Raw genomic sequence first — 13597 nt, forward strand, 5'->3', positions numbered from 1 at the left:
AGGAAGATGCCCGCCCCCGCACAGCGTCCCAGCACCCCGAGCCCATCCTCGGCTGAATCGTCGGCCGCGACGTGTGAAGACTTGTCGCGGAGAAGATGACATCTCGCCGGACGCGCGCGGGGTGTGCCGGGCGCTCAGGCCCCCGCCCGAAGCGTCGCGATCAACCCGCCCGTCACCACCATCTCCACCTGCCGGGGCGAGAGGTGGTGCCGCACGAGGAACGTGCGGTCCCGGGTGACGTTGCGGACATCGAACTCGTGCGTCCGGGCCAGCCAGTTCGGCAGGTCCTCGACGGTCAGCACGTCGCCCGTTTCGATGCGGTCGTGGTCGGCCGGGTCGGCGAACTCCAGCGCGAGGATCCCGAAGTTGGCGAGGTTCTGCCAGTGGATCCGGGCGAACGACTTGGCGATGACCACCCGAAGCCCGAGGTACCGCGGCGCGATGGCGGCGTGCTCACGGGAGGAGCCCTGGCCGTAGTTGTCCCCGCCGACGATCACGTGCGGCCCGTCGTGCGCCTGGGCACGCAAATGGTACGAGGGGTCGAGCTGGTCGAACACGAACTCCGCCATCCGCGGGATGTTCGACCGGAACGGCAACGCCCGTGCCCCGGCCGGGCTGATGGCATCGGTAGAGATGTCGTCGCCGACCTTGAGCAGCACCGGCGCTTCCAGGTGCGCGGGCAGTTCGTCGAGGTCGGGCAGTGCGGTGATGTTCGGCCCCTTGACGAGCTCCACCCTTGCCGCCTCCGACGGCGGCAGCGGTGCCTCGAGCATCGCGGTGTTGACCGTCGCCCGCTCGGGCAGGGCCAGCGCCGGGTACGCGAAGCCCTCGGCCTCAGCCCAGTCTCGCGGGTCGGTGATGACCCCGGTCAGCGCCGACGCCGCGGCCGTCTCCGGCGAGCACAGCCACACGGCGTCGTCGGCCACCCCGGACCGGCCGGGAAAGTTGCGCGGCATGGTGCGCAGCGAGTTGGTCGCCGTCGCCGGGGCCTGCCCCATGCCGATGCAACCCAAGCAGCCCGACTGGTGCAGCCGCGCACCCGCGCCGATGAGCTCGAACGTCGCTCCCATCTTCGTCAGGTCCATCAGCAGCTCGCGCGAGGTCGGGTTGACGTCGAAGCTGACCCCGTCCGCCGTCTGCCGCCCGGCCACCATGGCCGCGGCGACGGCGAAGTCGCGCAGCCCGGGGTTGGCGGAGGAGCCGATGACCACCTGCCCGATCGGCTCGCCGGCCACCGCCCGGACCGTGACGACGTTGCCCGGGGACGACGGCCGGGCGATGAGGGGCTCGAGGGTGGACAGGTCGATCTCGTCTTCTACGTCGTAGACGGCGTCATCGCCGGCGAGGATCTCGGTGAAGTCGTCTTCGCGGCCCTCGGCGCGCAGGAAGGCGCGGACGGCGTCGTCGGCGGGGAACACGGTGGTGGTCGCGCCGAGCTCGGCGCCCATGTTGGCGATGACATGCCGGTCCATCGCGCTGAGCCCGGCCAGCCCGGGACCGTGGTATTCGATGATCCGGTTCTTCGCGCCGGCGACGCCGTGGCGGCGCAGCATCTCGAGGATGACGTCCTTGGCACTGACCCACTCCGGGAGCTGCCCGCTCAGCCGGACGCCCCAGATCTCGGGCATCACCAGGTACAGGGGGTTGCCGGCGATCGCGAGCGCCACCTCGAGCCCGCCGACGCCGATGGCCAGCATGCCGAGCGACCCGGCGGCCGGGGTGTGCGAGTCCGAGCCGACCATCGTCGCGCCGGGCTTGCCGAAGCGCTGCATGTGCGTGGGGTGCGAGACGCCGTTGCCCGGCTTGGAGTACCACAGGCCCCAGCGCTGGCAGGCGGAGCGGAGGAAGCGGTGGTCGTCGGCATTCTTGGAGTCGGTCTGCAGCAGGTTGTGATCGACGTATTGCACCGAGACGTCGGTGCGGGCCCGGTCGAGGCCCATGGCCTCGAGCTCGAGCATCACCAGGGTGCCGGTGGCGTCCTGCGTGAGGGTCTGGTCGATGCGCAGACCAATCTCGGTGCCCGGCACCATCTCGCCGGAGACGAGGTGGGAAGCGATGAGCTTGTGCGCGACGCTGGTCATGGTCGGACAACCCCTTTCGGCTGTCCGTTCGACCTTACGACGCTCCCGAGCGGATGGCTACGGCCGCCCCTGGCGGTCAGCCAGAGACGGGACGGCCTACTCCAGGTCGCAGTCCCAGCGGTCGTCGGTCTCGTTCACGCCCCTGCCCTCCTCATTCAGGACGGAAAATTACACCATTGTCATACCGATTCGCTGCGGAATCGTGCGGTGGGTGTCCGACGCAAAGTCTCTACCGCCGTCGGGGACTGCGGCAAATCAGGCGAGTCTCACCCAGAACAGTCGCACCGGGCTCTCAGGAGCGATCGAGACGGTCTCCCAGAACGGTCGCGCCGGTCACACAGGAGCGTTCCCTCCGGGGCCCACCCCCTCATGTGGGGGGTCGAGAGGGCCGAAAACTGGGGTGGGCAGAGCCGACGCCGAGGGGCACAATTTCGAGTAGCGATCCGGGCACCGCAGGCAACCCGGCGTGACAAACTCCCGATGCCGCGTCCGAACCCAGAGCGCGGCCGGCGGCTTCAAGGGAGAGTGGTGTCTTCACGTATCGACTGAGAGCGGCAGGGCACAGGCGAAGTGGGTCCGGTCCGTGCGGGCGGGAGGTGTCATGGTTGACCAGCTCGGCGAGCGGCTGCTCGCCGCTCACGTGCGCGCCACGATCGACAACCCGATCGACGGCATCCTGCCGGACTTCTCCGTCTTCGGCACCGAGTTCACCCAATGGTGGCAGAAGGTCTTCGCCGCGCTCTGGGCCCTCGCCCTGCTCGTCACGATCTTCTTCCTGCTGCAGGGCATCGTCGTGATGGCCAACGCCGGCGACAACCCGCACAGCCACAGCCGCGGCCGCTCCCGCGCCGTCGTCGCCGGCATCTCCCTGGTGTGCGTGGCCGCCTTCGGGGTCATCGTCGGCGCCATCCTCCAGGTAGCCGGCTAACCGGCCCGCCGGCGCCCGAACCGAGGCCTGAATGAGCACCCACCAGCGGCAACGACGCCCCACCGGGGATGGCTGACGTGGCCACCCAGGACCCCACCGGGGTGGGGACGGTCGCCCCGCTGCCGGGCACCACCCCGCTGCCCGGCACCGTCCCGAGCCCGGACCCGACGACGGTGGTCGCCTTCGACGTCGACCCCCTCGGCTTCCTCTTCACCAACGTCAAGGAGGCCGCCCACGGCCTGACCACCGAGCTGCTCCCCTGGCTGATGAACGCCACCCAGCCCGACCTGAGCGCGCAGTGGTTCCTCGACGCCTACCGCATCTCCTTCGCGGCCGCCGTGTTCCTATGGGTGGCGCTGCTGCTGTGGAACCTGGTCCGCGCGGCGCGCCGGGTCATCACCGGGGCAGAGCTCGCCGAGTCCTTCACCACTTACTCGCTGCTCTTCCTCGCCGGCGCGATGTACGGGCCGGCGGCCGGCTGGGTGGTGGTGCGCTTCTTCGGCGCGCTCAGCGAGTCCCTGATGAGCTGGGCGTCGGGTGGGCCGGCCCCCACCGCCGTCGACAGCCTCGCCGACACGATCGCGGCCACCGAGCCCGACGGTGTCACCGGGGGCGTCGTCGTCGCCCTCATCGTCATGAGCCTGCTGCTGCTGGGGCTGATCCTGGTGGCGCTGGTGCTGGTGGTCACCACGGTGACCCTGTACTTCACGGGGGCGCTGGTGCCGCTGGCGCTGGCATGGCTGGTCGACCCCGCCCACCGCCGCACCGGCACCAGGATGATCACCACGTGGGTCGCGATCCTCGCGGCCAAGCCGCTCGTGTTCTTCCTGCTCGGCATCGCCCTGCGGATGACCGCGGCCCAGACCAGGTGGCTGTCCACCGACCCCCGCGTCGAGCAGCTCGCCACCCTCACGGCCGCGGCCATGGCGATGATCCTGGCGGCCCTCGCCCCGTTCGCGCTGCTGCGCGTCACCCCGCGGCTGCCCACGCCGGCGCTGTCGATGGGCGGTCCGGCCGCGCGCGGGGAGGCGGGACCTGCGGGCGAGTCGAGCGTCGCGCGGGTGGCACGGCTGCAGGCGGAGCGCTCCTCCGACGTCTCCGTGGTCGGCGGCCCGGGCGCGCTGCTGCCGATGTTCTCCAACGTCCACGTCCGCACCCTGCCGGCCGAGCCCGGCCCGGTGCAGCGGGCCGCGATGGCCCAGCAGGCGCGTGACGAGGACACGACGGTGGAGCCTGGCCGGCTGTCCGCGCCGTCCGGCAAGGGCGGATCCGACGACGGCGCCCGGCCCGCTTCCGCGGAAGCTGCGGACGGAGCGGGAGCGGGAGCGGTGGACGCTTCCGCGGAAGCGCCCGAAGCCGCCATCGACGCCCCCCGCCCTGACGGCGGAGGCGCCCGATGAGCCGCACCTCGATCCTCGGCGGCGAGAGCGGCCACCGCAGCTTCTTCGGCGGGTCCGTCCCGCACAGCCGCCTCATCGCGCTGCTCGTGGCGGCCATCGCCGCGATGATCCTCACGATCACGCTCGGCACGGCCGGCTTCGCCGTCGGCGCCGCGGTGGTGCTCGTCGCCTGGCTGGTCAGCTCCCCCACCGTGCACGGTTCGCTGCTCGAGCGGTGGGTGGCCCGGCGCCGGTGGCGCGAACGACTCCGCACCGGGACGGCCGCCTTCGCCCCGTTCGACCAGGCGCGGTGGGACGAGCTCACCGCACGCCGGCCCGGTCGCCGCGCCGCGGCCCAACAGGCTCACGCGCTGCGCGAACGCCCCGACGGCGCCGAGGGCATGGGCTGGCTGGACCTGCGGCCGGGCCGGCCCGGCATCGCCTGGCACACCCCGACGGGTGAGGACCCGTACCTGTCGGTCGTCTTCGAGGTCTCCGGGCAGATCCGCGGCATCGAGTCCGAGCACGCCGTCGAGGCCGGGCAGGTGGCGTGGGGTGCCTTCCTGGCATCGCTGGGCAGCGAGGAGTCGATCGCCCGGACGGTGCAGAGCCTGACCCGGGTGCTGCCCCCGGACTCGGCGGGCCACGAGGCCTGGGTGGTCTCCCAGGTGGACGGCGAGGCGCCGGACGAGCTGCTGCGCTCCTACGACGACCTCCTGCACCGCATGGGCCGGCGGGAGATGGCGCAGCGGCACTACGTCGCGGTCCGCTGGCCGCTGACCCCGGCGTTCCACCGGGCCGCGGAGCGCTACGGGCCCGGCCGCGACGGCTGGCGCCGGCTCATGGTCGACGAGGTCGACGCGCTCACCCGCGGCCTGCGCCGCGCCCGCATGGGGCACGTCCGGCCGCTCACCGCCCGGGAGGTCGCCGCCGTCATCCTGCACATGCAGAACCCTTCCCGGCCGATCGACCAGCTGGACGACGTCGACCCCGAGACCCTCGGTCTGCCCAGCGTGGACGACTACTCCGCGCACGTGGTCCACGACGTCGACCCCTTCACCGACGAGCCGGTCGAGTGGTGGCACCGCACCGCCGTCATCACGGCCCGGGCGATGGCCACCGGGGAGCGGACGAGTCTGTGGATGACACCGCTGCTCTCCGGGATGCCCGAGCGGATCGTGCGCACCCTGTCCCTGCAGACCTGGATGGTGCCCGCCCGGGAGGCCAAGGCCACCGCCCGCATCGACGCCACCTCCGACCACTCCGAGCTGCTGCGCCGCCGGGACGCCGGCCGGCTGCTCGACGACGAGTCCGAGGTCTCGCTCACCGCGGCCCAGCGCCGCCTCGAGGACCTGCGGCCGGGCACCCAGCACCACGGCGCCGAGTGGCTCGGGCACCTCACCGTCTCCGCACGCTCGCGCGACGAGCTGGCCCAGGCGGTTCGCCTGATCTCCGCGACGGCGGAGCGCGGCCTGGGCATCGAGCGGCTGGACTGGCTCGACACCTACCAGTCCGCCGCCTCCGGGTGCACGTGGCCCATCGTGCGGGGCATGCGGCCGCCGGCGCCCTCCGCGGCGCAGCGGGTCATGCGCACGCTGAGCGGGCACGGGGCGAGGGAGGCCCTATGACCGTCGGAGAGACACGCAAGCAGCGCCGCGAGCGGGCCGGCAAGACCGCCGCGTCCGTCGCGCAGGCCGCCCTGCATGCCGAGGCCCTGGCCGCCGACGAGGCGGCGCGAGAACCCGCGGGGCGGGCGCACACCACGACGCCGAGCAGCACGCCGGTTGTCGAGACGGCGCCCGGCCGGGGGCGGCTGACCCTGGCCGCGGCCCCGTCCCGGCTGCCACCGGCGCTCGCCGCCGCCATGGCGAAGCCGGATTCGGCCGATGTCAGTTCGTCCGCCACCCCGGTTGCCGACGAGGCAGCCCCGACGGACGGTCCGGCATCGATCCCGCGCCTCGACGCCGGGACCGACCACACCGACCACACCGACCACAAAGACCGCGCCACACAGTCCGCCGCGATCCCGTCGACACGCCATCACGAGGACCCGAAGGTGCCGCCCACCGTGGACTTTGTGGCGCGATCCGACGCGTTGGTCACCCAAGAGCTCGAGGTGGAGGTGCTGGAGCCCGAGGTCACGGCGGAGCCCGAGGTCACGGCAGAGCCCGAGGTCACGGCAGAGCCCGAGGCCGTCACCGAGCCCCCCACCATTCGCGCCCCCCGCTCCCCCAGGCCCAAGCGCCGCAACATCTTCCGCGCCCCGTCCGCCATCCCCGGCGACGGTGAGGGCCGCGCCCCCTGGGACGCCCGCGGCTGGGCCACCCGCGCGAAGCTCCGCAAGGCCAAGCGCGGCTTCTACGCCCCCCTGCACCGCGGCGCGCCCACCACCACCCGCCAGGCCGAGGTGCTCAACACCGCCGTCGTCGCCGCCCCGACGGACCTCGAGGGCGTGGCGATCGGGCGGGACTGCCTGTCCAACGCGGTCGTCGCGCACGACCCCTTCACCGCCTACGGCAAGGGCGTCATCTCCTCCCCGAACGTCCTCGTGCTCGGTGACGTCGGCGCCGGCAAGTCCAGCCTCCTCAAGACCGCGTACGTGCTGCGGCCACTCACGCTCGCGGGGCGCCGCTCGGTAGTCTTCGACAAGAAGGACCGCGGCGGCGAGGGCGAGTACTGCGCCCTGGTGGAGCGCTACGGCGCCGCCCCGCTGAAATTCTCCCTCGAGCCCGGCGGCACGGTGCTCAACCTCCTCGACCCGGTCATCACCGGCGGGATCGGCGCGAAGAACCAGGCCCAGCTGCTGCAGGTGGCCGCCGAGCTCGCCCAGGGCGGCCGGCCGCTGGACCAGTGGGAGCGCGAGGCGCTGCGCAGCGCGTACCGGCTCGCCATGCGCGCCGCCGAGGTCGACAGCCGCACCCCGGTGCTCCCCGACGTCCTCGCGCACGCCGGGCACGCCGCCCAGGACCCCGCCTACGCCGACCTCAGCCCCGCCGCCACCGAACGCATGCACGAGGCCGGCCTCGGCGTGCGGTTCCTCCTCGACGGCCTCCTGGAGGAGTACTCCGGCATCTTCGACGGCCCCACCTCTTCCTGGGTCTCCCTGAACGAGAAGCTCACCAGCTTCGACGTCTCCCAGCTGCCCGAGGACGGCCCCGCCGTCCCGACCGTCATGGCCATCGCCAACATGTGGCTGCTGGGCACGCTGCGCCGCGAGCGTGGCCGGTTCACCAACCTCATCGCCGAGGAGGGCTGGCACCTGGTCGGCGGCCCGAACGCCCAGCTCATGCGCGCCAACACCAAGCTCGCCCGCGGCCTGGGCCTGGCGCTGGTGGTCGCCATCCACAAGATCGCCGACATCCCGCCGGACTCCCCCGCCATGACCGTGCTGCAGGAGGCGCAGACAGTCCACTGCTACCGCACCTCGCGCGCCGACGACATCGAGCGAGTGGTCCACGACTTCGGCTTCGAACCGGGCCTGGCCGCCACGCTGCCCGCGCTCGGTGACGGGTTCCACCTGTTCAAGCGCGGCCGCGACCCAGAGGTGATGGTCGAGCACGTGCGCTCGGCGTTCGAGACCGGCCTGACCAACACCGACGAGGCGATGACCCGGGGCGGACGGCACACCTGACATGTCGCCACATGTCAGGTGCTCATCAGGGCGGACGGCGGTGACGGTGCGGGCTGCGGCGGCGGCCCTGCTCGCCCTCGCGCTGCTCACCGCGTGCAGCCCGGACGCCGAGGAGCCGGAGCCGAGCCCGCCCGCCACGGCCACCGCGAGCGCCACCTCTTCCGCCGCACCGAGCCCCAGCGAGCCCGCCCCCATGGAGGACGTCGCCGGGCAGGGCGCCACGCACGCCACGCCGGTGTGGGACGACGCCGCCAAGGCCGCCGCCCAGGCCCGGGCCGTGGAGTTCATGACCGGCTTCGCCCGCCCCGACCTCCCTGCCGATCAGTGGCTCGCCGGCATCCAGCCGCTCATGGCCCCCGAGGCGCGCGAGACCTACGCCGCCGTCAACCCGGCCCAGGTCCCCGCCTCCGCGCTGACCGGCGCGAGCCTCGTCCAGGACGGCCCGTCCCCCTACGTCGCCACCGTCGTCGTCGCCACGAACGCCGGCGACTACACCGTCACCCTCAGCCGCACCGCCGATGGCGAGCCCTGGCTGGTGCAGTACGCCGACCCCGCGGGCGGGTGAGACGTGCGCAAGCTTCTCGCCGTGCTGGCGGCGCTCGCGGTGGTGGTCGGCGGTGGGGTCGCGCTCGTCCTGTTCGTCGGCGCCGGGCTGAGCAGTCGCCCCCAGACAGCCTGGTGCCAGCCGGGCGGGGCGAGCATCGTCGTCGCCGGCGTGCCCACCGGCGACGTGGCCGGCTACTCCGGTGAGCAGCTGCAGAACGCCGCCACCATCGTGCAGGTGGGCGCCGACCGCGGGTTCGACCCCTGGGGGCAGGCCATCGCGGTGATGACGGCGATGGGTGAGTCGTCCCTGCGCAACGTGCCGTTCGGCGACGACCTACGCGGCGTCACCAACCCCGACGGCACGCCCACCTCGTCGGTGGGGCTGTTCCAGCAGCAGGAGTGGTGGGGCACCCTCGAGGAGCGGATGGACCCCGCGCGCTCGGCCGGCCTGTTCTTCGATGCCCTCGGCAAGGTGGAGGGGTGGCGCGAGCTCGAACCCACGCTTGCCGCGCACCGCACCCAGCGCAACGCCGACCCCTACCACTACGCCGCGTACTGGAGCCCCGCGGTGGCGGTGGTGGCCGCGCTCGCGAGCGGCTCGACGCCGTCCGACGGCGTCGCGCCCGCCGCCGTCACAGCGCCCGCCTCGGTCGTCGCCCCCGCCACCACGCCCACCCCCGAAGCGCCCGCCTCCGCCCCGCCACTCGCGGGCGGCCGGTGGAACCTCGGCCCCGTCGCCCCGCAGACCGCCGCCCTGGCCGTCGAGCTTGGCGAGCGCTTCGACGTCGCCGAGATCGGCGGCTACCGGGAGAACGCGGTGGACTCCGGCGGGCACCCGGCCGGCCTCGCCATCGACCTCATGACCGGCGCGGACCAGGCCAAGGGCGACGCGATCGTCACCTACGCCATGGAGAACGCGGAGCGGCTGAGCGTCGACTACATCATCTGGCGTCAGCACATCTGGTTCGCGGCGAGCCCCGGTCAGGGCTGGCAGCCGATGGAGGACCGCGGCAGCCCGACGGCCAACCACATGGACCATCCGCACATCAACCTCACCCCGGTGCCCGGACCCGGCGCCGGCGTGCTCTCCTGCCTGCTGGCAACCGCGGTCCAGCCGGCCGCGTTCGGCACCGGCCAGTGGGTGGCGCCCCTGGATGCGCCGGTGCGCTCCTCCTACGGGCCGCGCGACCTCCACGGCCAGACGTTCCACGCCGGCACGGACCTGGCGGCCGCGTGCGGCACACCCATCTACGCAGCCGCGGAGGGTCTCGTCACCTACGCTGCCGGCCCGTACCGCGGCCTCACCGGCAACGTGGTGTTCCTCGACCACGGCAACGGCGTGGAGACCTCGTACAACCACATGAACGCCGGCGGCACGCTCGTGCGCCCCGGCCAGCACGTGGCCGCGGGGCAGGTGATCGCCCTGGTGGGCAACTCAGGCAACTCCACGGGCTGCCATCTGCACTTCGGCGTCTACCTCGGCGGTCAGCACACCGACCCCGAGCCGTTCATGGCCGCGGCAGGCGCCCCCCTCGGCTGACCACACTCCCCCGCTCATGCCGAGATGTCAGAAGAGCCAGATGTCATTTTCTCCGCGACATGTCATCTCGTACCGGCGTCCTGGATCCTCGACCTCCCGGGTGTGGTTCCTACGCACGCCGGCCGGATCGGGCGGCCGAGCGACCGCCCGCCGCCGCCTCGTCGGCCGAACTGGCCGCCTCACGCCGCTGCCGCTCGCGGAGGACCTCCGCCGCGCGCTTCGACTCGAACGCCTTACGGGCGCGGGCGAACGCGGGAGTGGGGAGATTGGAGTAGCGGCCGTTGTCCATGACAACATCATCGTTCGAACGCTGTTCGATGTCGTGGGACCTTCTGCCTTCGCGGGCGGTTCGCTTTCTCACTCGGGTCGGCGGGCAGCGAGCTGGGACAGTCGACGCCGACGCTGGCTGTCCAGCCCCTCCCGCGTCGAGGCCAACCGCACGGTTCTGGACACGTTCCCGCGCTACTTAGTTGCCACCCGCCCGGGCCGACGCGATGCTCGGTCCAACGGTGAACCGGTACAGGAGCCCCATGGCCACGTACACGCAACCCACCATCGAGATCCGCCCGCTCGACGCCGCACGCTGGCCGGACTTTGAGCGGCTCTTCGCCCGACCCGGTGACCAGAGGGCCTGCCAGTGCATGTGGTGGCGCCTGCCGGGCAAGGCGTTCGGGGCCACCGCCCTGGCCGACCGCCGCAGGCTCATGGCCGCGCGCGCCACGCAGGCTCCCGCGCCCGGGCTCATCGCCTACGACGGGGAGGATCCTGTCGGATGGGTGGCACTGGCGCCCCGGGAGGAGTACCCGCGCATCCCCCGCTCGACGATCATCACCTACCTGAACGTCCCCGGTTGCTGGTCGGTCACCTGCTTCTTCGTCCGCCAGGACCACCGCCGGCAGGGCCTGCTCGAGCGGCTCCTGGCCGCCGCCGTCCAGCACGCCCGCGCGCACGGCGCCGAGCACCTCGAGGCCTACCCCGTGGAGCCGGGTCCCGCGCAGTCGGACTCCGGGCTGTTCCGCGGCCCGCTCGACCTGTTCCTCCGGGCGGGATTCATCGAGGTCGGCCGGGGGCAGGGACGGCCCACCGTCCGCCTCGCCCTCGCGCCGGGATGACCTGACCGGCGACGTCGCGACTCAGCGCGACGTTGGACACGGGGGCGGACTCCTACGTCACACCATGTCTCGTCTCACCAGAGGAACGGCACCCGCCGGTCCCCCGCCGTACCGAGATGGCCAAGCGCCAGCAGGACTCCGGCGGCGCCGTCCTCCAGCCCGACGGGGAAGCCCCCGGCCGGCGCCGCCCCGTTCGGCGCCCGGCGCAGGGTGACCGGCTCGAGGTACGGCCGCACGCGTGCGAACCGTTCCTCCGCCGTCTCCCACGGGAGGGAACGCAGGTACTGCAGCGCCAGGATCGCGCTCGCCCGTCCGCGCGACAGGCCCGGGGCCTCACGGAGCCGCTGCTCCGCGGCCGCCGTGATGGCCTCAGCGGCCTCGGCGACCCAGGGTGCGTCGAGGTGCTGGGCGGCATGGTGCAGGACGACGGCGACCCCCATGCTGCCGTTGGCCACCGAACCCGGCCGGGACCACAGCGGCAGCGCCGCGTGCCGGGCGAACGGGCGCCAGCCGAGCAGGGCCAGGTCGTGACGCAGGCAGTCCTCGATGGGCTCGACGAGCGTCGGGTCCTCGGTGAGCTCGTAGGCGTGGAGGAGGAACAGCGCCGCCCCTGACCCGCCCCGCAGCACCCCGAGGCGGTCGAGCCGGGGGCGCCACCGGAGCTGGCGCACGAGCGCGGCCGCCACTGTTTCGACCCGATCCAGGAGCGCCTCGCCGTCCAGCACCGGTGCGCGCTCGAGCAGCGCGAGCCCGAGCCCGGGCAGGCCGTCGGCCAGCGTCGGCCCCAGCTCGCCCAAGGGCGCCTTCTCCACCACCGACCACAGCTCCGCCGCCTCGTCGCCGCAGCCCAGCCGGTCGAGCGCGAGAGCGAGCCCGCTGAGGCCGTTGGCGAGACCGGGCTGGTCGCGCGGCGCGCGGCGGGCGGCCCGGACCAGCCACTCGACCAGCTCCCCGGGGATGTCGGCGCCCACCTCGGCCAGCGCCCACAGCACGCCGGCCGCCCCACGGGCGAACCCGGCACTCTGCCCGGCGGGAAGATCATCGGCGAAGAGGGCATCCGGTGACGACGGCGTCGCGGCGACCGCGATCCCGCCCGCCAGCCGGCGCACCGCACGGCCGAGGCGACGGAGGTCGGCGAGGTCGAGGGCGCAGTCCGGGCGCTCGCGCGCACCGAGCGTCCACGGCAGCACCGTCCCGTCACCGCGCGGGCCGGCGGCCCCCAGGACCTGCACGGCGGAGCGGCGCACGCGCGGGCCGACGCCTGCGGTGCTGGCGATACCGGCAGCGCTTGCGGTGTCGGTGGTCCCCGCCCACGGGGGCGGGGTGACATCGAGGGACGGAACAGTCATGGGGGGCTCGCTCACCTGCGTGGGGAGCCCCGCCCCGACCCCCGGTCTCGACGCCGCAGTTCCGGCGCCGTCAGGACGAATCGTGTCCCATTCATCTGCACATATGGCTCCGGCCGGGGTGCGGGGTTCCTGCCATGGCAGGAACCTGCCACCTTGACGGTGCGGCGCCGCCGCTCAGCGGGTGCGAGCGGCCGGCCCGCTCACGGGGTTGGCGCGCGCAGCCCGCTGCTGAGCTGGTCGAGCGCGTCCTCGACACGCGCAGCCAAGCCCGCCGCGCCGTCGCCCGACGCCGCCCACAGGCGGATCGCGCTCCTGATGCCCGCGACGGCGCTCGCCGCGACCAGCCACGGGTACAGCTGGGTGTCGGCGTCCGAGCCGGTGCGCTCGGCCACGACCGTCCGCAGCTCGTCCTCGAGGTGGCTCCAGAACCACGACTCGTACGGCCGCAACGACGGGTACTGCTGCTCGAGCTCCAGCTTTTGCACCATCGAGTGGAGCTGTTCGGCACTGCGGGAGCCAGTGAACTCCGAGAGCGCCGCACGGAGCGCCTCCCAGGGCCCCTCGGCCGTCGGCCGGTCCGCGACCGCCGCGACCACGGCCACCAGCTCATGCGTCCCGGCGGCCACCACGGCCTCCTCCTTGCAGGAGAAGTAGTTGGAGAAGGTGCGTGGCGACACGAACGCCAGACCCGCGATCCGGTGGATGGTCACGTTGTCGAGCCCGTGCTCGACGGCGAGCCGCAGCGCTGAGTCGGCGATCGCCGTGCGCGTCATCTGCTTCTTCAGCTCTCGCAGACCCAGCTCTGGCCGGTCGTCCGCGGGCAACGTCTGGGTCACACCTGAACAGTAGTGGATGCGCTCTCCGCGCTCTTGCCGAGATCGCAAACATCCCTGTCCAGCGATCGCGCCGGATTCCGATAACGGGCAGGCGCCGATTGCCTCACCTCAACACGCCGCACTGGCAGGTTCCTGCCATGGCAGTCTATTGCCAACAGGGAATGATTGCCCAATACGCAATGTTGCTCGACAGTC

Annotated in this window: 10 protein-coding genes; 7 read left to right on the top strand and 3 right to left on the bottom strand. The window is 73.0% G+C overall.

Annotation, left to right across the window (positions count from 1 at the left end):
- Window positions 1-134 precede the first annotated feature (134 nt).
- A complete protein-coding gene (locus tag FE374_RS15075; protein ID WP_139930006.1) occupies window positions 135-2081 on the bottom strand; it encodes an aconitate hydratase in 1947 nt (648 codons plus the stop codon).
- Between the two features lie 601 nt (window positions 2082-2682).
- Between FE374_RS15075 and FE374_RS15080 the strand changes: the two genes are divergently transcribed.
- The 7 genes from FE374_RS15080 (at window position 2683) to FE374_RS15110 (ending at window position 11217) form a co-directional block, all read left to right on the top strand.
- The gene (locus FE374_RS15080; protein WP_179957325.1) at window positions 2683-3009 is read left to right on the top strand and encodes a hypothetical protein; all 327 of its coding nucleotides are present in this window, start codon (window positions 2683-2685) and stop codon (window positions 3007-3009) included.
- Window positions 3010-3086: 77 nt separating this feature from the next.
- On the top strand, window positions 3087-4409 hold the full coding sequence (locus tag FE374_RS15085) for a hypothetical protein (protein WP_139930007.1): 1323 nt from the start codon (window positions 3087-3089) through the stop codon (window positions 4407-4409).
- The gene (locus FE374_RS15090; protein WP_139930008.1) at window positions 4406-6016 is read left to right on the top strand and encodes an SCO6880 family protein; all 1611 of its coding nucleotides are present in this window, start codon (window positions 4406-4408) and stop codon (window positions 6014-6016) included. The genes FE374_RS15085 and FE374_RS15090 overlap by 4 nt, the downstream gene beginning before the upstream one ends.
- A complete protein-coding gene (locus FE374_RS15095) occupies window positions 6013-8019 on the top strand; it encodes an ATP/GTP-binding protein (protein ID WP_139930009.1) in 2007 nt (668 codons plus the stop codon). Before FE374_RS15090 ends, FE374_RS15095 begins: the two co-directional genes overlap by 4 nt.
- Window positions 8020-8059: 40 nt before the next feature.
- Entirely contained in the window at window positions 8060-8584 is a 525-nt protein-coding gene (locus tag FE374_RS15100) for a hypothetical protein (protein WP_139930010.1), read from the top strand.
- Window positions 8585-8587: 3 nt separating this feature from the next.
- On the top strand, window positions 8588-10105 hold the full coding sequence (locus tag FE374_RS19960; protein WP_230978337.1) for a M23 family metallopeptidase: 1518 nt from the start codon (window positions 8588-8590) through the stop codon (window positions 10103-10105).
- Between the two features lie 530 nt (window positions 10106-10635).
- Window positions 10636-11217, top strand: a complete 582-nt coding sequence (locus tag FE374_RS15110) for a GNAT family N-acetyltransferase (RefSeq protein ID WP_168205719.1) — start codon at window positions 10636-10638, stop codon at window positions 11215-11217.
- Window positions 11218-11291: 74 nt separating this feature from the next.
- Here FE374_RS15110 and FE374_RS15115 read toward each other — a convergent pair whose 3' ends face one another.
- Both FE374_RS15115 and FE374_RS15120 read right to left on the bottom strand, forming a co-directional pair.
- On the bottom strand, window positions 11292-12566 hold the full coding sequence (locus FE374_RS15115) for a glycoside hydrolase family protein (RefSeq protein WP_139930012.1): 1275 nt from the start codon (window positions 12564-12566) through the stop codon (window positions 11292-11294).
- A gap of 200 nt (window positions 12567-12766) precedes the next feature.
- A complete protein-coding gene (locus FE374_RS15120; protein WP_139930013.1) occupies window positions 12767-13402 on the bottom strand; it encodes a TetR/AcrR family transcriptional regulator in 636 nt (211 codons plus the stop codon).
- Window positions 13403-13597 lie beyond the last annotated feature (195 nt).

Origin of the sequence: Georgenia yuyongxinii (assembly GCF_006352065.1) — a bacterium.
In the GTDB taxonomy this organism is placed as follows: domain Bacteria; phylum Actinomycetota; class Actinomycetes; order Actinomycetales; family Actinomycetaceae; genus Georgenia; species Georgenia yuyongxinii.